Here is a 19,325-nt window from a genome sequence, read left to right on the forward strand (position 1 = left end):
GCCGGTGACGTGACTGCGTGATCCGCTCGCTTTTTATTCGCTGTCTGGGCCGCGCAGGTTTTCAAATTGGCTCATGCCGTCGGGAATCAGGTTGCGCACGATGGCCGCGAAGTCGGCGTGCACCAGATTCTTGGCCCGGTTCAACAGCACCGGCAGCGGGCTGGAGGGCTCATGACGGGTGTAGTAAGCGAGAATCCGGTCCAGGCTGCGCAGCACGTCGTCGCGGTTGTTGATGTCGCCGCTGATGGTGCTGGTATTACGCTGTGCGCTTGTGACACTTGCATGTTCGGTGGGCGCTGCGCTGTCGTCGCTGACGGGCTCGGCCTGGGCGCTGTCGCCGCTCTGCGGGGCGAACTGACCGAGAATCTGCAGGGCCATTTTCAACGGTTGCTTCAACGGGCCCAGGTCCACGCCTTGGGCGGAACCGACCTGGTCGCTGACCTGCTGCTCGATGGCTTCGGCGGCGCTGCGCGCTTCCAGCAGGGCGGCACGGGTGATCTCCAACTGTTCGGGATCGCTGTCGAGCAGGGCCCCGGCGAGCTGTTCGGCGCCGAGGTTTTCATCCGGGAAACTTTGCAGGCCGCTGGCATTGGCGGCGGCGCGCAGGCTGACGGCACCGAAGGTGCGCGAACGGGTCAGGATGCTTTCGCGCAGCAGGCGGATGGTGACATCGGACGTCAGGCCGGCGAGGGCATTGATGCGCACGGTGGGGTCGTTGTCGTCATCGGCGTCCAGGCGCGGATGCAGTTCGGCCCAGTATTGCTTGAGCAGCTCGCTGATCAGCGTCAGCACACGGGCCATGCCCGGCAGGCCTTCGAGGGCCAGTGAGCTTTGCATCAGGTAATGGGTGATGCGCAGGTCTTTGCTGCGCGCAAGCAAGTCCAGGCTCTGCTGCTGGATGCTGCGCCATTCAGGCGGTTCGGCAGGCAGGATCGAGTCGCCCATGCTGCGCTCGGGTTGGCCTCGGGAGTCGCGCTCCAGGCGCAGGAAATCCGCGTCATATTCCAGGTCTTCACCGCACGGCGAAGTCGCGGAAACGGCGGCGAGCAGCAAAGGCACATCCACTTGGATCGATCTCCCTATCACCCGCTTGAAGAAGTCGGGCAGTTCACACGCAAGTTTCGGATGAAACTCCACATGTTCCTTGAAGGTAATGGCCCTTTAGATCTGCGATGATTTTAAAGTGCCATCATGTATATTCAAGAAGTTGTGCATTTTTGGTGTAGTACTTATCGCTTGTCAAGGTAAGCTATTTCGCCTGTGTATGCCCTATGTAACAGTTGTGATGCGCTTAACAGCCTGCCCGACCCACCGGTCGAAGCGGCAACTGACGTGGGGTTTTTGTCACGCAAGCCGGTTATGATCAGCAATCATGCTGGCAAAAAGCCGTTCCCACGGTTGTTGGCAAGGTTGCCGGCGGGTCGTCAGGGCCTCAAACCCTCACTCCCGCCCGCGCGCGAAGTATTCAGCAAGGAGGCAAGATGCCGCTGTGTTTGACTATCACTAGTTATCACAAAATTACCCCAGGCCAGTGTTCTGAAAAGTCCATGGACCAGGGGGTGATGGCAATTGGCCGCAATTCCGATAATGACTGGGTATTACCGGACCCCGAGCGGCTGGTTTCCGGTAAACATTGCGTTATCCAATACAAAGACGGGCGTTATTACTTGACCGATAACAGCACCAATGGTGTGGAATTGGTCAAGGCCGGCGTGCGCCTGCGCAAGGGCAACAGCGAACCCCTGCAAGACGGCGAAGTGATCCGCATCGGTGATTATGAAATCCAGGCCCGCGTGGATTTCAGCCTGCCGGTCACCGACAGCAACCCGTTCGCCGAGTCCCCCAGCAGTTTCGAGGCCTTGATGGGGCAACAGAGCGCGCCGGCGTATGCGCCGTCTCCGATTCCCGGACCGTCACCGGTTCAGGTGCCTGCGCATTTCCAGGGTGTGTCGGCCATGGACACCCTGCCGGACCTGTTCGATTTCTTGGCCCCGAGCAGCGTCCCGCCGGCCACCCAGCCTGACCATGTCCCGGCCGAGCAACACAATTTCCGCCCGCCGACGCCGATTGCCCAGCCGAGCCCGCCGCCGGTGATAGCGCCGTCCGCCTCGGTGATTCCGGACGACTGGGACCCGTTCAGCGACAAGCCTGCGCCGGTGGCGGTTGCGCCGCTGCCCGTGGCCCCGCCGCCGGTGCCGTTACCGCCGGTGGTCGAACCAGTCGCGACGCCTGTTGCGCAGCCGCCGCTCGCCGACATCTTTGCTGAAATCATTACACCGCCGCCGGCCCCCGTGCCTGAAGCGTCGGTCACCCGCGTCGAGCCTCCGGTCGCACCGCCAGTTGCGCCAGTTGCTCCGGTTACCCCGGTTGCTCCAGTGACTCCGACTGCTCCGGCCGAGTCTGCCCAGCCCGACTTGCTGCAAGCCTTCCTGCGCGGTGCCGGGCTGGACCAGTTGCGCCTGGACAAGGCCAACGCCGTAGCGCAGATGGAAAACATCGGGCGCAGTTATCGCTTGATGGTCGAAGGCCTGATCGATGTCCTGCGCGCCCGCAGCAGCCTCAAGGGTGAATTCCGTATCCAGCAGACGATGCTCCAGCCGGTGGAAAACAACCCGCTGAAGTTCGCCCCCAATGTCGATGAAGCCCTGTTGTTGCTGTTGCGCCACGGCAACCAGGCGTTCATGGCCCCGGACGCGGCGGTGCGCGACAGTTTCGATGACTTGCGCGCCCACCAGCTGGCGGTGATGGCCGGTGTTGAGGCGGCCATCAAGCATTTGCTGGGGCGCTTCGAGCCGTCGCAACTGGAAGAGCGCATGGCCAAGCCCGGCGGCCTGTCGGGTATTTTCAGCGGCTCGCGACAGGCCCAGTACTGGCAGCAGTTCACCGAGCTCTACAGCAACATTTCCCGGGAAGCCCAGGAGGATTTCCAGGACCTGTTCGGTCGTGAGTTCAGTCGCGCCTACGAAGAACACAGCACGCGACAGCGACGCCGTTGAGCGGCGTCGCCTAATAACAATACTGATAAGCCCACAACGGATAGCTCAAACGTCATTGAGGACGCAGGATGATTCCCAGGTTTTTACTCGCAGTCGCCACCGCGCTTCTGCTGACGGCGTGCGCCAAGGATGCGGCCAACCCCCAGCCCGAAGACGCTGAGGCCGACACCGCCGCCAGCGAGCTGCATTTCCATGCCATTGCCGGCCTCAACCCCGGCGCCACCGGCCAACCGGCCCCGGTCCGGGTGCGCATTTTCGAACTGAAAAATGCCGCGACCTTCGGCCGCTCCGATTATTTCGCCCTGGCCGAACGGGCCCAGGCCACGCTGGGCGCCGACCTGATCGACCAGGACGAGGTGCTGATCCAGCCCGGCCAGCAATTGAGCCTGCAACGCGACCTCGACCCGGCCACGCGGCACATTGGAATACTGGTGGGCTATCGCGAGCTGGACCAGTCGCTGTGGCGCACGGTGATGAATGTCCCGGCGCGCGAATACACCGAATACCAGATCAGCCTCGATGTGCGCGCCGTGCGCAGCGCCGTCGTCGTTCCCCCATCCAGCCCTGCCCAATAAGCAATCGGAGCCCCCATGTCCTGGAACAATCGCGTGGTCTGGTCGGAAGGCATGTTCATTGGAACGCAGCACTTCCAACAGCATGACCGTTACCTGGAAAACCTCATCGACGCCCGCAGCCGCCCGTTGTCGGCCGGCGCCTGGGGTTTTTCCGAATTGCTGATCGACCAGGGCCTGCTGGCCCAGGGCAAGCTGGCGATCATTTCGGCGCGGGGCCTGTTGCCGGACGGTACGCCGTTCAATATTCCCCAGGATGACCTGGCGCCAACCCCGCTGAACGTCGATGACAACCTGCGCGATGGCCTGGTGTACCTGGCCTTGCCACTCAAGCGTGCCGGTGCCCGCGACACCGTGGATGAAGGCGAAGACCTCGGCGCTGCGCGGTATGTGAGCCAGGTCTGCGAAGTGCGCGACGACAACGCACCGTTCGAAAACCGCGCGCCGGTGGCCCTCGGCTCCCGGGCGCTGCGGTTGTTGACCGAACAGGATGGCATCGGCGACTACGCCGCCATCGGCGTGGTGCGCATCAAGGAAAAACGCGCCGACCGTGCGCTGGTGCTCGACGACAACTACATCCCGCCGCTGCTGGACGTCATCGCCTCGAAACCGCTGGCGGCATTCCGCAGCGAACTGCTGGGCCTGTTGCACCAGCGTGGCGAAGCCCTGGCCGGGCGGGTGGTGGCGTCGGGCGCCGGTGGCGCCTCGGAAATTGCCGACTTCATGCTGTTGCAACTGGTCAACCGTGCCCAGCCGCTGATCCAGCACCTGAGCCAGTTGAGCCCGCTGCACCCTGAGCGTTTCTACAGCGAACTGGTGAGCCTGGCCGGGGAGTTCTCCACGTTCACCGCCTCCGGGCGACGACCGCAACAGTACCCGCCTTACCAGCACGATGACCTGGCGCTCAGCTACGCGCCAGTGATGCAGGCCCTGCGCGAAGCCCTGTCGATGCTGATCGACAGCAAGGCGACGCCGATTCCGATTGTCGAAAAAGCCTACGGCATCCACGTGGCGATGCTGGCCGACAAGACCCTGCTCGACAGCGCCAGCTTCATCCTGGTGGTACGCGCCGACGTGCCGGCCGAAACCCTGCGCAGCCGCTTCGGCCAGCAGAGCAAGGTCGGGTCGGTGGAGCACATCCGCGACCTGGTCAATCTGCAATTGCCGGGCATCGGCCTGTTGCCGTTGCCGGTGGCGCCACGGCAGTTGCCGTACCACGCCGGTTCCACCTACTACGAACTCGACCGGGGCAGTGACCACTGGCAGCAGTTGAGCAACTCCGGCGGCTTTGCGTTCCACATCGCCGGCCAGTTCCCAGGGCTGAACCTGGCGTTCTGGGCGATCCGAGGATACACCGCGATGAGCAACGACGATCGTACCCAGTTCATGCCGACGCCCGGTGGCCGTGGCGCCGATCCCTTTCGCCCGGACCCTGGCCGGCCCCAGCCTGCGCCGGCGTCCGCGCCGCTGTCGATGCCGGCCGCGCCGGTCCTGACCGGCAAGGCCCAGGGCCTCAACCCGCTGGAAAGCGCCGCCGGTCCGTTGCTGGCCCTGCTGACGCGCCTGCGCAACACCATCGCCCACCCGGCGCCGGCGAGTTTGCGTGCGCAACTGCTGGCCTACCTGCGCCAATTCGAAGAGCGCGCCGAGGCCGCCGGCGTGGTGCGCAACGATGTGTTGCTGGCCCGCTACGCCTTGTGCACCGCCCTGGACGAAGCGGTGTTGAGTACCCCATGGGGCGGCACCAGCGACTGGGGCAAGCAAAGCCTGCTGATCACCGTGCACAACGAAGCCTGGGGCGGCGAGAAGGTGTTCCAGTTGCTGGAGCATTGCCTGCAAAGCCCCCGCGAGCGGCTGTACCTGCTGGAGCTATTGTACCTGTGCATGTGCCTCGGTTTCGAAGGGCGCTACCGGGTAATGAACGACGGTCGCAGCCAACTGGAAGCGTTGCGTGAGCGCACCAGCGCGGTGATCCGCAGCGCCCGGGGCGACTACGAGCGCGAGCTGTCGCCGCACTGGCGCGGTGTCACCGTGGCCCGTGATCGGCTGGCGCAATTCATGCCGCCGTGGATCGCCGTGGCCATTGGCGTGGCGCTGCTGCTGGCGTTGCTGTTCGGCCTGCGCATGAAACTGGCCTCCGATGCCGAGCCGGTGTTCAAGAACATTCATTTCCTCGGTGAGATCCCGGTGCAGACCATCGACCGCCCCGTGGTGCAGCCGAAAGTGATCGAGCGCCCACGCCTGGCCGGCTTCCTCGCCGACGAAATCCGCGCCAACCGCATTGCGGTGGAAGATGCCGTCGACCGCTCGGTGGTGACCATCCGTGGCGATGAACTGTTCGCCTCGGGCAGCGCCAGCATCAAGGACGATTTCCAGCCATTGATGCTGCGCATCGCCGATGCGGTGCGCAAGGTCAAGGGTCAGGTCCTGGTCACCGGCCACAGCGACAATCGGCCGATCGCCACCCTCCGGTTCCCGTCCAACTGGGCGTTGTCCGAAGCGCGGGCGCAATCGGTGCTGCAAATTCTCTCGGCCAAGACCGGCCAGCCCGAGCGCTTCAGCGCCGAAGGCCGCAGCGACACCGAGCCGCTGGCGTCCAACGCCACCACAGAGGGGCGTGCGCGCAATCGTCGGGTTGAAATCACAGTATTGGCGGAGGGGGCCGAGTGAAGGCGTGTTTCAGTTTTATGACCCGCTGGGTCATCCCATTGCTGGGGCTGATCGCCCTGAGCCTGATCATCTGGTTCGTTGGCCCGCTGCTCGATTGGCTGGTGCCCGAAGGCCGGCGCTGGGCCTTGATCATCTTGGTGTTCGCGGTATGGATCGCCTACCGATTGTTCCGCATCATCCAGGCCCGCCGTCAGGCCGCCGAAGTGATGCGCAGCCTGGCCGCGCAAACCCCGCCGGACCCGACCAGCATCGCCACCGCCGAAGAACTCGAAACCCTGCGCCAGCGCATGGACGAAGCCTTGGCCTTGCTCAAGAAAGCCAAGCTGGGCGGCGACGAGCGCCGTAACCTCTACGAGCTGCCGTGGTACGTGATCATCGGCCCGCCGGGTTCGGGCAAGACCACCGCCCTGGTCAACTCCGGGCTGCATTTCCCGCTGGCCGCGCAATTGGGCGCCGGTGCCGTGCGCGGTGTCGGCGGTACGCGCAATTGCGATTGGTGGTTCACCGACCAGGCGGTCCTGCTCGACACCGCCGGCCGCTACACCACCCAGGACAGCGACGCGACCATCGACAAGGCCGCGTGGCTGGGCTTCCTCGGCCTGCTGAAAAAACAACGGGCCCGACGTCCGATTGACGGGGCGTTCATCGCCATCAGCCTGTCCGACCTGCTGCTGGGCAGCGACGCCGAGCGCGCCGCCCATGCCGCGGCGATTCGCTTGCGAATCCAGGAGTTGTACACCCAACTGGGCGTGCGCTTCCCGATCTACCTGATGCTCACCAAGCTCGACCTCGTGCCCGGGTTCATGGAGTATTTCGACACCCTGAGCAAGGAAGAGCGCGCCCAAGTCTGGGGCATGACCTTCGCCCTGGACGACGGCAAGAGCAACGACAGCCCGCTGGCGCACCTGCAAAGCGAATTCACCGGTCTTGAGCAGCGCCTCAACGACCGCCTGGTGGAGCGCCTGCAACAAGAGCGTGACCCGGCGCGGCGTGACCTGATCTACGGCTTCCCGCAGCAGTTCGGCGCCTTGAAGGATTGCCTGCAAAGCTTCCTCGAAGGCGTGTTCAAACCCAACGCCTTCGAAGAGCGGGTGTTGCTGCGCGGTGTGTATTTCACCAGCGGCACCCAGGAAGGCAGCCCGATCGACCGCCTGATCGGCTCCATGGCCCAGAGCATGAACCTGGACCGCCAGCACCTGGCGCGCCAGACCGGCACCGGGCGCAGCTACTTCATCGAAAAACTCTTCACCGCCGTGGCTTTCGCCGAACGCGGGTTGGTGGGCGTCGACCCGAAAGTCGAGCGTCGGCGTAAATGGATCGCTCGCGGTGTGCTGGCCTCCACGGTGGTGTTGGTGCTGGTGGTCAGCACGTTGTGGTGGGTCAGCTACCGGGCCAACCAGGCCTACATCGCCCAGGTCGATCAGAAGGTCGCGCCATTGGGCCAGACCGTGCAGAACCTCAGCCCGGCACAACGGGATGTCCTCGCGGTGTTGCCGCTGCTCAACGCCGTGAAGCACCTGGCCGACGACGCCCCGAGCTGGGCCGAAGGCCTGGGCCTGTACCAGGGTGACATGCTTGAAGCCGAGTCCGGCAGCGTCTATCGCAAGCTGCTGATCGCGGTGTTCGCGCCACGCCTGCTGACGCGCATCGAAGAGCAACTGCACAGCGGTGGCAATTCGGATTTCCTCTACGAAGGCTTGAAGGCCTACCTGATGCTCGCCGACACCGAGCATTACGACGCCGATTTCATCAAGGCCTGGATCGCCCTGGATTGGGACCGCAGCCTGCCGCGGGACTTGCCAGCCGAGCAGCGCCAGGCCCTGACCGGGCAGTTGCAGGCGCTGTTCGAGCGGCGTCCGCCCCTCGCGCGCCTTGACCCACGCCTGGTCGAAGACCTGCGCCGCCAGTTGCAGCAATTGCCGGTGGCCCAGCGGGTCTATGACCGGATCAAGCGGCAGAAACTGCCCGAAGGCATCCCGGACTTCCGCATCAACGAAGCCGCCGGGCGTGACGCCGCGCTGGTGTTCAGCCGCAAGAGCGGCAAGCCATTGGGCGAACCCTTGAGCGGGTTCTTCACCGTCAAGGGCTACCGCCAGGGTTTCTTGCTCAGCAGCCTGAGCCAGACCGGCACCCTGGCCGAAGAGCAATGGGTGCTGGGCCACGAAGAGGCCGACCAGCAGAACGTCGCCAGCCTGGCCGCCGACGTGCGTCGCCTGTACTTCCAGGACTATCTGCGCCAATGGGACGCCTTGCTGGCCGACATCGACTTCGTGCCGATCACCAGCGTGGCCCAGGCCGCCGATGTGCTGCGGGTGATTTCCGGCCCGACCTCACCGTTGAAAAAGCTGCTGGTGGCGGTGGCGAAGGAAACCGACCTGCAACAGGATGAGCGCCTGCTGGCCGCCCAAGGCGCACCGGTGGAAGGCGGCGTGGACAAGCTCAAGGAACGCCTGGGCAGCTTGCTCGGCCAGGAGCAGGCGACGCAAAACGCACCGGCGCAAAGCGATGACCCGATCACCGCGCACTTCGCCGAACTCAACAGCATCGTCAGCAAAAGCGAAGGCGAGCCGGCAGCCATCGACGGCTTGCTGGCGGACATGAACGCCTTGTACGTGCAGGTCAGCGCCATGGTCGGTGCCAGCGGCGACGCCTTGCTCGGCGAAGCCAAGAACCAGGCCTCGGCCGCCGCCACCCGCGTCAGCCTCAACGCCGAACGCCAGCCGCCGCTGGTGCAGGGCCTGGTCAAGTCGGTGGTCAACTCCACCACCAACAGCATGATGGGCGGGGTGCGCAATCAACTGAACGCCGCCTGGACCAGCGAAGTGGTGATCATCTATCGCCAATCCCTGGCCGGGCGCTATCCGATGTCGCCGGGCAGCGCGCGGGACGCGACCCTGGATGACTTCGGCCAGTTCTTCGGCGTCGGCGGGGTGATGGACAACTACTTCCGCAAGTACCTGCAACCTTACGTCGATACCTCGACCCCGACCTGGCGCTGGCAGCCGGGCGCAGCGCAGAAGCTCGGCATCGCCCCCGGCGTGCTGCAGACCTTCCAGCGCGCGGCGACCATCCGCGACGCGTTCTTCCGTTCCGGCGGCACCCAGCCGATGGTGCGTTTCGAACTCAAGCCGGTGGCGATGGACTCGACCATCACCCAGTTCCTGCTCGACCTCGACGGCCAGCAACTGAGCTACGACCACGGCCCGAGCCGCCCGACCGCCATGCAGTGGCCGAACCCGGGCAGCATTGGCGTGGTGCGGATCTCGATCATGCCGCCGTCGTCCAACGGTCGCTCCGGCATCACCCTGGATGGGCCGTGGGCATGGGTCCGCCTGCTGGAACAATCAGACCTGACCGCCGGCAACTCGCCGGATCGCTTCAACCTGCGGCTGCGGGTCGATGGCGCCAGCGCCTCTTATGAGCTGCGGGCCAACAGCGCCTTCAACCCGTTCAAGAGCCGGGTGCTCAGCGGCTTCAGCCTGCCGGAGCGGCTATGAGTACACCGGGCTTCTACGGCAAGTTGGCCAGCCGCGGTGACTTCGTCAGCCGTGGTTTGCCCCAGGGCTTTATCGGCCCGTGGGATTCGTGGCTGGCGGCGGGTTTGCTCGCCAGCCAGACCAGCCTCGGCGAGCGCTGGCTGGACGCCTATCTGGTCAGCCCGTTGTGGCGCTTCATGGTCGCGCCGGGGGTGTGTGGCCCGGACGCCGCTGTTGGGGTGGTGATGCCGAGCATCGATCGGGTCGGTCGTTATTTCCCGCTGACCATTGCCGTGCTGCTGGAGCCCGACGCGGACCCGGCCTCGGTGGTGGGCGGTGCGGACGAGTGGTTCGAGCGGGTCGAGAACCTGTTGCTGAGCACCCTGCGTGTCGAGGCCAGTTTCGAGGCGTTCAACGAACAACTGGAAACGCTCGGCAGCCCGATGTACCTGCCGCGCACGCCGAGCAGCCGTTTCGCCAGCCTGCATCGCTTCGATGCCAGCGACCCGCAGCGGCGCATGAGCGCCCTGGCCGAGGCGGCCTGTGAAGGCGTGAGCCTGTGGTGGGGCCAGGGATCGGAGCGCATTGCCCCGGGTTTGATGCGCTGCCAGGGATTGCCGGCGGCGGCTGATTTTGCGCAATTTTTGCTCGGCCAAGAAGGTGTTGTGTAGATGCGTCCAAGTGCCGGAAAAGCAATCAAGTCTGCAAGCAAGAGCCATGTCGGGATGGTCCGCCAGGTCAATGAAGACGCCTGCCTGGACCTGCCGGAAAACGGCCTCTGGGTCGTGGCCGACGGCATGGGCGGGCACGCGGCGGGCGACTACGTCAGCAGCCTGATCGTCGACAGCTTGCGCGGCATTGCCGTGGGGCGCTCGCTGGACGAATACGTTGCGGCGCTGCAAAGCGACCTGCTGCGGGTCAACGCCGCCGTGCGGGAGGAAACCGCCAACCGTGGCGTGACGATGATGGGCAGCACTGTGGTGGTGCTGGCCGTTCGCGACCTGCGTGGCATGTGCCTGTGGGCCGGTGACAGCCGTTTGTATCGCCTGCGCGACGGCGTGCTCGAAGGTATCTCCCGGGACCACAGCTATGTCCAGGACTTGCAGGACAGCGGCCTGCTCAGCGAAGCCGAGGCGCGCGTGCATCCTCGGGCCAACATCGTCACCCGGGCCATCGGCGTCGAGGCGCAACTGAACGTGGCGCTGACCGAACTGCTGCTGGTGCCTGGCGACAGCTACTTGTTGTGCAGCGACGGGCTGACCAAGACCGTCGAGGACGATGAAATCCGCGAAGTGTTGAGCCACGACGAGCCCGGCGAAATCGCCAGCAGCCTGGTGTCCCTGGGCCTGATGCGCGGCGCGCCAGACAACATCACCGTGGTGGTCGTGAAGGTGCCGTCATGAGCTTGACCCTGAACATTGTCATCCCCGGCTACGACATCGAAGGGCCGATCGGCGAAGGTGCGATGGCCAGCGTGTACCTGGCGACCCAGCGTTCGCTGGAGCGCAAGGTGGCGTTGAAAGTCATGGCCGCCGCCCTGGCCGCCGACCCGACCTTCTGCGAGCGTTTCCTGCGCGAAGGCAAGACCCTGGCCCGCTTGTCGCATCCGCACACCGTCACCATCCATGACATCGGCAACGTCGGTGAGCTGTATTACATGGCGATGGAATACCTGCCCAACGGCACGCTCAAGGAACGCATCGCCGCGGGCCTGACGCCGGAGCAGGGCCTGACCTACATTCGCCAGATCGCTTCGGCATTGGGTTATGCCCACGGGCTGGGTCTGGTCCACCGTGACGTCAAGCCGGCCAACATCCTGTTCCGCGCCGATGGCACGGCGGTGCTCTCGGACTTCGGCATCGCCAAGTCCCTCGACGACCGCACTCAGTTCACCCAGGCTGGTTTTGCTGTGGGTACGCCGAGCTACATGAGCCCTGAACAGGCCCGTGGGCAAGACATCGACGGCCGCGCCGACCTGTATGCCCTGGGCGTGGTGCTCTACGAAATCCTCGTCGGCAAACTGCCGTACACCGGCAACGACGCACTCTCCACGGCCCTGGCGCACCTGACCGAGCCGTTGCCGGAGTTACCAGTGCATCACGGCCGTTACCAGGACGTGTTGCGCAAGTTGCTGGCTAAGGACCCGGCGGAGCGTTTCCCGGACGCGGCGGCGTTGCTGCGGGCGTTGGATAACCTGCCTGAGGCATCGGCGGAAGCGACGCTGATCCGGCCGTTGTCGTTTGAACTGCCTGTCGCGCCGCCGGCGGTGGATGACTTGGCGGGCTTGACGCCCATGTCCATCGACATTCCGAGCGGCCCGGCTTATTCCCCTCCGCCGTCACAACCGCAGTCCAAACCCGTTCCGCCGCCGATAAAACCGACGGTTCAATCCTCGGTGTCGGAGCAGCGCAAGGGTCCGGTGTTCGCCCTGGCCGCCGTTGCGGTCGCCGTGGCGCTGGCGTTGGGTGGCGCGGGTTATTGGTGGTTGGCCGGTGACGATGGCAAGGACGTGAAGACGCCCGTGGCCACGAACACCTCGGTCAAGCCACCGGAAGTGAAGCCGCCGAAGGCCCCGGAAGTGCCGGCGGTCAAACCGCCCGTCGTCCCTGCGGCTCAGCCCCCCGTGGCGACCGCGGCCGCTGGCGGCCAGCGTCCGCTCTTGATGGCCGGCAAGAAAACCCTGTTCCAGCGCGTGCTCAGCAAGCCAGGGGCGAAACTCGCCGAGACGCCGGGCGCCGCACCGGGCAAGGCGCTGCCAGCGTTCTCGGTGTTGTATGTGTACCAGCGCAAGGACGTGGATGGCAGCGCCTGGGTTCGCGTCGGCGCGGCCACCGATGGGCGCAGCGACGGCTGGTTGCCCGCTGCCCAGGACAGCGACTGGAAGCAGAGCCTGGTGCGCAAGTTCACTGAACGTTCCGGCCGTGCGCCGGTGATGTTCCTGCGTCAGCCCGGCGAGGTGGAAAAACTCCTGGCTAACCCTTCGGCGGCCAAGAACGTGCTGCTCAAGGCCCAGCAGAGCCCCCAGGAAGATCAACAAGTGCTGGCCCTGGAACCGGCCGCCAGCGCCGTGCCGCAGAGCCAGTTCTACCTGTTGCCGATCTTCGATTCCCGCGAGAGCCTCGATGAGAACGGCCAGCCGGTGCAGTTGCTGAATGTCGCCTCCATCGACCCAGGCAACACGCCCAGGGCTTCGAACAACAACACGCCGATCACCACTGCCAACGCCGATGCATTCCGCACCGCCGTAGTGCTGGTGGTGGACACCACCGTGTCGATGCAGCCCTACATCGATCAGGTGCGCGATGTGGTCCATCAACTGCAAACCCGCATCGCCGAGCGCGGCGAGTTGGACAGTGTCAGTTTCGGCATGGTGGGTTTCCGCAGCAGCATCCAGAAAACCCCGGGCCTGGAATACGTCGCCAAGACCTTGATCACCCTCGAACAGGGCCGTGACCCGCAACGCTTCATGGAGCTGGCGCGGCAGGTCAAGGCCTCGACGGTGTCGAGCCATTCGTTCAACGAAGATGCGTTCGCCGGGGTCATGCAGGCCGTCGAAGCCATGGACTGGTCCGGTTACGGCGGGCGCTTGATCCTGTTGGTCACCGACGCCGGCGCCCTGCGCAAGAACGACCCGTTTGCCGCCACGCAAATGAACGAGGCCGAAGTGCGCCAGGCGGCGCTGGGCAAGCAAATCAAGATCTATGCCTTGCACCTGCTCAGCGACGCGGGCAAGAAAACTCATGCCGGCGCCCAGAGCCAATACCGGATCCTGACCGCCGACGCCAACCCGCAGATCGGCGACCTGTACATTCCGGTGCCCGGCGCGGATGTGCGCAAATTCGGCGAGCGGGTCGACGAGATCGGCTCGGTGTTCGCCGACCTGGTGCACCAGGTGCGCAGCAATAAGCCGCAAAGCGTGCCGCTGCTCAGCGCCGCGCCGAGCCTGGCCGATAAATCGGCGGCGGTCGGCTACGCGATGCACATGGACTTTTTGGGGCGCAAATCCGCCAGCCAGGCGCCGCAACTGGTCAGCGCCTGGACCGCCGACCGCGACCTGACCAACCCGGCGCTGCCGGCGTTCCAGGTCTGCGTGATGCTGACCAAGCTGCAACTCAACGACCTGCAGCAGTCGCTGAAGCTGATCGTCGACGCGGCTCGCAAGACCCAGAGCTCGCCCAAGGATTTCTTCCAGGAAATCGCCAGTGCCAGTGCCTACATGAGCCGCGACCCGTCGGCCCTGCGCAAAGGCGGCAACCTCGCCGATGGCGGGATTCTTGGCGAGTACCTGGAAGGGCTGCCGTACCGCAGCAAGTCGCTGAACATGACCCAGGACCTGTGGCTGTCCTTGAGCGTGGCCGAGCAGGAAGATTTCATCGACGAGCTGGATTCGAAAATCCGCCTCTACGAAACCTTCCACAACGACCTCGCCAACTGGGTGCGCTTCGGCGACGCCGAGCCGGGCGACGCCTTGTACCGCGTTCCGTTGTCGACGCTGCCGTGATGCTGACCCTGAACGCCGTGCACAAAAGCCGGGGCGCCGGCAGCCAGCGCTACAGCCTGGTGATTCCACGGCTGCATTTGCGCGGCGGTGAACAACTGGCGGTGGTCGGCCCCAGCGGCTGTGGCAAGAGCACCTTGTTGGATATGTTGGCGCTGGTGTTGGCGCCGGATCAGGCCGGGCAGTTCGATTTCACGCCCGCCGACTCGCCGCTGGACATCGCCAAATTGTGGCGTGCGTCGCAACAGGGCACCTTGGCCGAGCTGCGCAGCCGTTACCTGGGTTATGTTCTGCAAACCGGCGGCCTGCTGGGTTTTTTGGATGTGCGTGGCTACATCGCGTTGTCGCGCAAATTGCTGGGCTTGAAGGATGACGCTAGCGTGACGCGCCTGGCTGGGCAGTTGGACATTGCCGATCAACTGGACAAGAAACCGGCGGACTTATCCGTGGGCCAACGCCAGCGGGTCAGTTGTGCCCGGGCGTTGGCCCACGGCCCACGCCTGTTGCTGGCCGATGAGCCGACCGCCGCCCTCGCCCCGCTGAACGCCGAGCGCGTCATGCAGTTGCTGGTGGCCCAGGCCCGCGAACACGGCGTCTGCTGCGTAGTTGCCACCCACGACGCAGCGCTGGCCCGGGCCAGCGGTTTGCAGGTACGGCGCATCAGTTGCCGTCGCGATGCCGACGGCGGTGTCACCGCCACGCTCGGGGAGGCTTGCTGATGCGCGGCGCGCTGTTGGCTTCCCTGGCCTGGAAGGATTACCGCAACGATGCCTGGCTGTCGGCCTGCTCGGTGCTGGCTTTGGTGGCCGTGGTGGCGCCGTTGCTGGTGCTGATCGGCCTGAAGTTCGGCCTGGTCAGCAGCCTGACCGAGCGCTTGCAGAACGACCCGGCCACCCGGGAAATCATCCCCTTGGGCGGCGGTCGCTTCAGTGCCGAATTCGTCGAACAATTGAGCCAGCGCGGTGATGTGGCCTTTGCCTTGCCGCGCACCCGGCAGATCGCCGCCACGGCGGATTTGAGCAGCGAGGCGTCGGCTGTCACGGTCGAGATGATTCCCACCGCGGCCAACGATCCGTTGTTCGATCACTTGCCGGTGCCCCAAGGCTTGGATCAAGTGGTGCTCAGCCAGACCGCCGCTGAAAAACTCGGGGCCAAGGCGGGGGATTGGCTGCAGGCCAGTTTCGGCCGGCAGGTGGCCGGTCGCAGCGAGGCCCAGCGCACCCGCGTGCAGGTGCTGCAGGTGCTGCCACTGGAAGCCTTCGCCCGGGACGGCCTGTTCGCGCCGCTGGCGTTGCTGGAGGCGGCGGAGGATTACCGCGACGGCCGCGCCGTGCCTGCGTTCGGCTGGCCGGGCGATGCGGTGGGCGAGGCCGGGCAGCGCGTGTATCCGGCGTTTCGCTTGTATGCTCGCAGCCTCGGCGATGTCGAGCCGCTGCGGCAGTATTTCGCCGGGCAGAACCTGTTGGTATCGACCCAGGCCCAGACCATCGCACAAGTGCAATCGTTGAGCCGCAACCTGTCGATCGTGTTCTGGATCATCGCCGGGTTGGCCTTGGCCGGCGCGTTCGCGGCGATCTTTGCCGGTGCCTTGGCGGCGGTCGAGCGTAAGCGTCGGGAATTGTCGGTGTTGCGCCTGTTGGGGGTTTCCACCGCGGCGCTGTTGCTGTTCGTGGTGTTGCAGGCGCTCTACAGCGCCACGTTTGCGGCCCTGCTGAGTGCCGGCCTGTATGGCCTGGCGCAGTCAGGCCTGAATTATTTATTTGCACAGATGCCCGGCGAATACGCCAGTCATCTGTTGGTGCGTCACTACACCTTGGCCCTGGTGGCCGTGCTCGGCGTCAGCGCCGTCGCGGCGGCTTGCGGCGGCTGGCGAGTGGCGCGCATCCAGGCGTGTGAAGGAATTCGCGATGTATAAGTTATTAGGCGCCGCCGTGGCGCTGAGCCTCGCCAGCCTGACATGGGCTGATGAGGCCACGGACAAGCTGGACAACCCCAAGCCATTGCCCGACGACGTCAGCCTGCCGCTGCCGTGCGAAGGCCAGATGGTGTTCCGCTACGTCTACATCCTCGCCCAGGGCACCCTGGACGACCGCGAGATCAGCCTCGGCTACCCGTTCAGCGAAGGCGAGGCGGGCTATCAGCAGTCGTTCATTTCCGGCTACCGGCGCGACTTCATCAACGGCCAGTTCACCCTCAAGGACCTGCCCAAGGACTGGAACACGACCATCACGCCGTTGATGCCCAAGACCGACGCCAAGACGCCGCTCAAGCCGATGCTGTACTTCATTGGCAAGTACGAGGTCACGGCCCGGCAATACGCCCAGGTCATGGCCCAAGCGCAATCACTGGCCAGCGGCGAAGCGGCGCCAGCCTGCGAAACCTTGCAAGCCGAGTTGCCCCAAGGCGTGGCCGGGCGTTTGCCCAAGGTGAAACTGTCGAAATTCGAGGCCGAGCGCTTCTCGGCGGTGTACAGCGCCTGGCTGATGAAATACCACAAGGACCTGCTGCCGGTCAGCGGTCGCGGCACCTCCGCCGAAGACGGCGGGCTGGGGTTCGTGCGCTTGCCAACGGAAGTCGAGTGGGAATTCGCTGCTCGTGGCGGCCAAGCTGTGAGTCGTCAGGACCTGGAAGGGCGCCTGTTCCCTCGGCGCCTGGAAGGCAGTGAAAGCGACGGACCCCTGGCCGATTGGGCGGTATTCAACCAGGTCGCCGGCGGCACTGGCCAGGCGGCCCGGCTGATGCCCATCGGCACCAAGCTGCCGAACCCCATCGGCTTGTTCGATGTGGTGGGCAACGCGGCCGAGAGGGTCCAGGAATCCTTCCAGTTGGTGCATGCCGGGCGCCGCCAGGGCGCCTATGGCGGCTTCGTGGTCAAGGGCGGCAACTACCTGGAAGGCGAGGGCACGCTGTTCACCGGCATGCGCCGCGAGTACCCGTTATTCACGGCCGATGGCACCGAGCAAAGCAACGAGACCACCGGTTTTCGCGTGGCCGTCGGCGCGTTGTCGGCGCCGCGTTCGCGCTACAAGGAATTGTTCGCCCAATGGCAGAAAGAGGGGCGGCTCGCGTCGCTGACCGACGCCATCGACGATGCCGACGACCCGACCAAGCGCCTGGACAGCATCATCGCCGCCAGCGTCGATCCGCGCCTGCAAGCCGAACTGGGCCTGGTCAACGAAGAGCTCAAGCGCAACGTCTCGCTCATCGCCCAGCAGCGCGAGGAAGCGGCGGGCAACCTGATCCAGTCCTCGGCCCTGGTGGCCGAGACCGTCAACAACTACAACATTCGCCTGACCAATCTGCAGAACAGTCGGCAAGCCGCCTTGGACGCCAAGGACGAGGCCAGCGCCACGCTGTTCGCCACGGCCATCGACAACGGCCGCAGCGCGCTGGATGGCGCGGTGGCGATCTACATCGACAACCTGGCCACCGGCACGCGCTACACCGATGCCGTGATCCAGGCGCAGTTTCAGCGCATCAAGGAAGAATTGGAGCGCAAACCGGTGCTGGGCAAGAGCCTGGTGGCGCGTGCAACGTTATTCGTTCGTCATGTCGGGGATTATCGTCAGCATAAACGAGCCGACCCGGCGGCGATATTGAAGGAATTGCTCGCATCGAACGCTCAGCGGTCTTGAGTGTTCGTTGTCAGCGAGCTTGGAAGGGACTCAGGCGGCGATAGCGCCGTGCTGAGCTGGTCAACACTTAAAAAGAGAACACAACTATGCTTTTCTCCCGTAAACCTTTGGCTTCGGTTTCCAAGCGTCACTTGCTGATGGTCGCTGTCGGCTTCAGCACCGTACTGACCGGCTGCGCCACGTCGCCGACGTCCAAGGTCGCGTCGAGCACCAAGGTCGAGTACTACCCGAACTGCTACGAGCCGGTGCAGCACTTGCGCGCCACCGAAGGCAACATGACCAAGTCGGTTGTCACCGGTGCGGCCGTTGGCGCGGTCGGCGGGGCGCTGCTGGGCGCCCTGACCGCTGACAAGGAAGATCGTGGTCGCAACGCCGCCATCGGTGCCGCGGGCGGCGCCTTGGCCGGTGGTGCCGCCGGTTATTACACCGAGCGCCAGAAGCAGATCGCCGATGACAACATGCGCATCGCCTCTTACGCTGCCGACGTTAGCAAAAGCGCTTCGGACATCGACCGCAGCACCGCCTACGCCAAGACCTCGCAGCAGTGCTACCAGAACGCGTTCAGCAAACTGGTTGCCGACCGCAAGGCCAAGACCATCAACGACACCGAAGGCCGCAAGCGCCTGGCGGAAATCGTCGCGGGCCTGAAAGAGTCGAACGACCTGATCGTCGCGGTCAACGGCAAAGCCTCCGAAGACCTGAACAACTACACCCAGGCCTACGAGAAAGACCTGCAGCAAGTGGGTGTGCAGCGTACTGACGTGGTGACCGTGGCCACTGCCGATACCACGCAGGTTGTGGCGGCTCAGACCAGCACCAAGACCAAGAAGAAAGTGACGCCGGCGAAGAAGAAAGAGCTGCCAGTCGTGCCGAAAGAAGCGGTCGCCACTGAGAAGACCTTGCAGGACGCCAAGGCCAAGCAAGATCAAAGCAAGCAGGTTGCCAGCGCGGGTACTACTCAGGTGAACAGCATGTGCAAAAACCCGGACCTGGGCGACTGGGCACCGGTTCCTTGCCCGAATGTTTGATTGAGTGAGGGTGGCTGATCATCCCCTTGGGGAGTGATCACTGTGTGAAACCTGTGGGAGCGGGCTTGCTCGCGAAGGCGTCGGTTCAGTTGGCATCAATGTCGACTGACCCACCGCCATCGCGAGCAAGCTCGCTCCCACAGTTGTTTTTGGGGTGATCGAAATGTCCGCAACACCCCCAATCCCCTGTGGGAGCGGGCTTGCTCGCGAAGGCGTCTGTTCAGTCGGTATCAATGTCGCCTGATACTCCGCTTTCGCGAGCAAGCCCGCTCCCATAATGGGTTGGTGTTGAACTTGAGATTCGGTTCGACACGGAACCCTGTGGGAGCGAGCTTGCTCGCGATGGCGCCGGCCCAGCTTGCATCAAAGCAAGGCGCTACCCCTTGGCACCAGGCGCCGCCATCTCCTTGGTTTCCAAATGATCCAACGCCCGCTCGACCAACAACTGCA

12 protein-coding genes and 1 pseudogene are annotated in these 19,325 nt (G+C 64.7%); 12 read left to right on the plus strand and 1 reads right to left on the minus strand.

Annotation, left to right across the window (positions count from 1 at the left end; translation table 11 throughout):
- Nucleotides 1–33: 33 nt before the first annotated feature.
- A complete protein-coding gene (tssA, locus tag HGO40_RS10630) occupies nucleotides 34–1,065 on the minus strand; it encodes a type VI secretion system protein TssA (protein ID WP_250962948.1) in 1,032 nt (343 codons plus the stop codon).
- A gap of 416 nt (nucleotides 1,066–1,481) precedes the next feature.
- On the opposite strand from tssA, the gene tagH reads away from it, so the two are divergent.
- The 12 genes and pseudogenes from tagH to tagQ all read left to right on the plus strand — a co-directional run bounded on the left by tagH (nucleotide 1,482) and on the right by tagQ (nucleotide 18,875).
- A complete protein-coding gene (tagH, locus tag HGO40_RS10635; protein ID WP_250962949.1) occupies nucleotides 1,482–2,996 on the plus strand; it encodes a type VI secretion system-associated FHA domain protein TagH in 1,515 nt (504 codons plus the stop codon).
- Nucleotides 2,997–3,064: 68 nt separating this feature from the next.
- The gene (tssJ, locus tag HGO40_RS10640) at nucleotides 3,065–3,571 is read left to right on the plus strand and encodes a type VI secretion system lipoprotein TssJ (protein ID WP_250962950.1); all 507 of its coding nucleotides are present in this window, start codon (nucleotides 3,065–3,067) and stop codon (nucleotides 3,569–3,571) included.
- 15 nt (nucleotides 3,572–3,586) lie between these two features.
- A pseudogene (tssK, locus tag HGO40_RS10645) lies at nucleotides 3,587–4,918 on the plus strand (type VI secretion system baseplate subunit TssK); the annotation flags it as partial.
- A gap of 9 nt (nucleotides 4,919–4,927) precedes the next feature.
- Nucleotides 4,928–6,238 (plus strand): DotU family type VI secretion system protein, encoded by a 1,311-nt coding sequence (locus HGO40_RS10650; RefSeq protein WP_250962959.1) that lies wholly within the window; start codon nucleotides 4,928–4,930, stop codon nucleotides 6,236–6,238.
- The gene (gene tssM, locus HGO40_RS10655) at nucleotides 6,235–9,735 is read left to right on the plus strand and encodes a type VI secretion system membrane subunit TssM (RefSeq protein WP_250962951.1); all 3,501 of its coding nucleotides are present in this window, start codon (nucleotides 6,235–6,237) and stop codon (nucleotides 9,733–9,735) included. Before HGO40_RS10650 ends, tssM begins: the two co-directional genes overlap by 4 nt.
- Nucleotides 9,732–10,385, plus strand: a complete 654-nt coding sequence (gene tagF / locus HGO40_RS10660) for a type VI secretion system-associated protein TagF (RefSeq protein WP_250962952.1) — start codon at nucleotides 9,732–9,734, stop codon at nucleotides 10,383–10,385. Before tssM ends, tagF begins: the two co-directional genes overlap by 4 nt.
- Nucleotides 10,386–11,117, plus strand: coding sequence for a PP2C family protein-serine/threonine phosphatase (locus tag HGO40_RS10665; RefSeq protein WP_186710243.1), 732 nt, complete (start codon nucleotides 10,386–10,388; stop codon nucleotides 11,115–11,117).
- Nucleotides 11,114–14,215, plus strand: coding sequence for a serine/threonine-protein kinase (locus HGO40_RS10670; protein WP_284739068.1), 3,102 nt, complete (start codon nucleotides 11,114–11,116; stop codon nucleotides 14,213–14,215). Before HGO40_RS10665 ends, HGO40_RS10670 begins: the two co-directional genes overlap by 4 nt.
- Nucleotides 14,215–14,931, plus strand: coding sequence for an ABC transporter ATP-binding protein (locus HGO40_RS10675; RefSeq protein WP_250962961.1), 717 nt, complete (start codon nucleotides 14,215–14,217; stop codon nucleotides 14,929–14,931). The genes HGO40_RS10670 and HGO40_RS10675 overlap by 1 nt, the downstream gene beginning before the upstream one ends.
- Nucleotides 14,931–16,127 carry an ABC transporter permease gene (locus HGO40_RS10680; protein WP_250962953.1) on the plus strand — a complete coding sequence of 399 codons (1,197 nt, stop codon included), beginning with the start codon at nucleotides 14,931–14,933 and terminating at the stop codon, nucleotides 16,125–16,127. Before HGO40_RS10675 ends, HGO40_RS10680 begins: the two co-directional genes overlap by 1 nt.
- A complete protein-coding gene (locus HGO40_RS10685) occupies nucleotides 16,120–17,847 on the plus strand; it encodes an SUMF1/EgtB/PvdO family nonheme iron enzyme (protein ID WP_284739069.1) in 1,728 nt (575 codons plus the stop codon). Before HGO40_RS10680 ends, HGO40_RS10685 begins: the two co-directional genes overlap by 8 nt.
- Before the next feature lie 86 nt (nucleotides 17,848–17,933).
- Complete coding sequence (tagQ, locus tag HGO40_RS10690) at nucleotides 17,934–18,875, plus strand: type VI secretion system-associated lipoprotein TagQ (RefSeq protein ID WP_250962955.1); 942 nt, start codon at nucleotides 17,934–17,936, stop codon at nucleotides 18,873–18,875.
- Nucleotides 18,876–19,325 lie beyond the last annotated feature (450 nt).

The organism is Pseudomonas sp. CG7 (assembly GCF_023701885.1).
Classification (GTDB): domain Bacteria; phylum Pseudomonadota; class Gammaproteobacteria; order Pseudomonadales; family Pseudomonadaceae; genus Aquipseudomonas; species Aquipseudomonas zanjanensis.

Coding starts and splice junctions, on each gene's coding strand:
- tagH (WP_250962949.1), top strand. CDS start 1,482: ATGCCGCTGTGTTTGACTATCACTAGTTATCACAAAATTACCCCAGGC.
- tssJ (WP_250962950.1), top strand. CDS start 3,065: ATGATTCCCAGGTTTTTACTCGCAGTCGCCACCGCGCTTCTGCTGACG.
- HGO40_RS10650 (WP_250962959.1), top strand. CDS start 4,928: ATGAGCAACGACGATCGTACCCAGTTCATGCCGACGCCCGGTGGCCGT.
- tagF (WP_250962952.1), top strand. CDS start 9,732: ATGAGTACACCGGGCTTCTACGGCAAGTTGGCCAGCCGCGGTGACTTC.
- HGO40_RS10665 (WP_186710243.1), top strand. CDS start 10,386: ATGCGTCCAAGTGCCGGAAAAGCAATCAAGTCTGCAAGCAAGAGCCAT.
- HGO40_RS10670 (WP_284739068.1), top strand. CDS start 11,114: ATGAGCTTGACCCTGAACATTGTCATCCCCGGCTACGACATCGAAGGG.
- HGO40_RS10675 (WP_250962961.1), top strand. CDS start 14,215: ATGCTGACCCTGAACGCCGTGCACAAAAGCCGGGGCGCCGGCAGCCAG.
- HGO40_RS10680 (WP_250962953.1), top strand. CDS start 14,931: ATGCGCGGCGCGCTGTTGGCTTCCCTGGCCTGGAAGGATTACCGCAAC.
- HGO40_RS10685 (WP_284739069.1), top strand. CDS start 16,120: ATGTATAAGTTATTAGGCGCCGCCGTGGCGCTGAGCCTCGCCAGCCTG.
- tagQ (WP_250962955.1), top strand. CDS start 17,934: ATGCTTTTCTCCCGTAAACCTTTGGCTTCGGTTTCCAAGCGTCACTTG.